This is a genomic window from Acinetobacter sp. 809848, assembly GCF_000581275.1.
Taxonomy (GTDB): Bacteria; Pseudomonadota; Gammaproteobacteria; order Pseudomonadales; family Moraxellaceae; genus Acinetobacter; species Acinetobacter pittii.
Window position 1 is genome coordinate 1 of the sequence record NZ_JEXG01000172.1, and the last position, 765, is coordinate 765.

Below are 765 nucleotides of genomic sequence, written 5' to 3' on the forward strand. Positions count from 1 at the left end.
TTTGGATAAAGCTTTTTAATTTCAAAAATCGCTTTAAACAACAAATAATACGCACCTTTTAAGTCCGCATGTAAAAGGTAAATTTGTCTAAGTTTAAGAGCCAAATCTGGATATTGACGAGATTCGCTCAGTGCCCTCACTTTTTCTTTTAAATGCTCTTTTTGAACTAATAAACACATTTCAATTAATCTTTCTTTTGAGTGAAAGTAGTTGTAAAAAGTGGCTTTAGTCATTTTGGCTTCACTAACAATTCGGTCCACACCGACCTTGTTAAAGCCGTATTGTTTAAATAAATCCGCTGCTGTATAAAGCGCTCGCGTTGCTCTAAATGAAACTTCTAAATTTTTCATGTATACCGCTTAAAATAATTTTTTGTTGTAAATAGAAGAGATAGAAATGCCGTCACTCTTAAAATGAGTGCTAAATACAGGCATGCGAAAGCTGCACCATAATGGTGTGCTCACCTATCTCTGGTTTATTGTTGCTATGTTTTAGTCGTAAAGATTCTTAAGATGTAGAAACCTAAAGTCGATTACATCGTTTTAAAGACTTTTTAAGCGGTATGGGTAGAGAGAATTTGGCAAAAGCCAATAAAGAAAAAGAATTAGTACGCATAGAGGACTCCTCATGTCTAAAGAAGTTCTACCGAATTACTGTCAAATAATTATGGTGGCAGAACGAGAGAAGGTTGACAGACTGGTTAGACGCCAGCACACCCGAAGGTGTCCCTCTCCCGTCCTACCGCAGAGGGGGCACGCAGGGATG

At 37.4% G+C, this 765-nt stretch carries 1 protein-coding gene; it reads right to left on the reverse strand.

Annotated elements, in window-relative coordinates; all coding sequences use genetic code 11:
* On the reverse strand, window positions 1–350 hold a 350-nt coding region (locus tag J536_RS24620; protein WP_032064329.1), incomplete at its 3' end, for a TetR/AcrR family transcriptional regulator.
* Window positions 351–765: the final 415 nt, after the last annotated feature.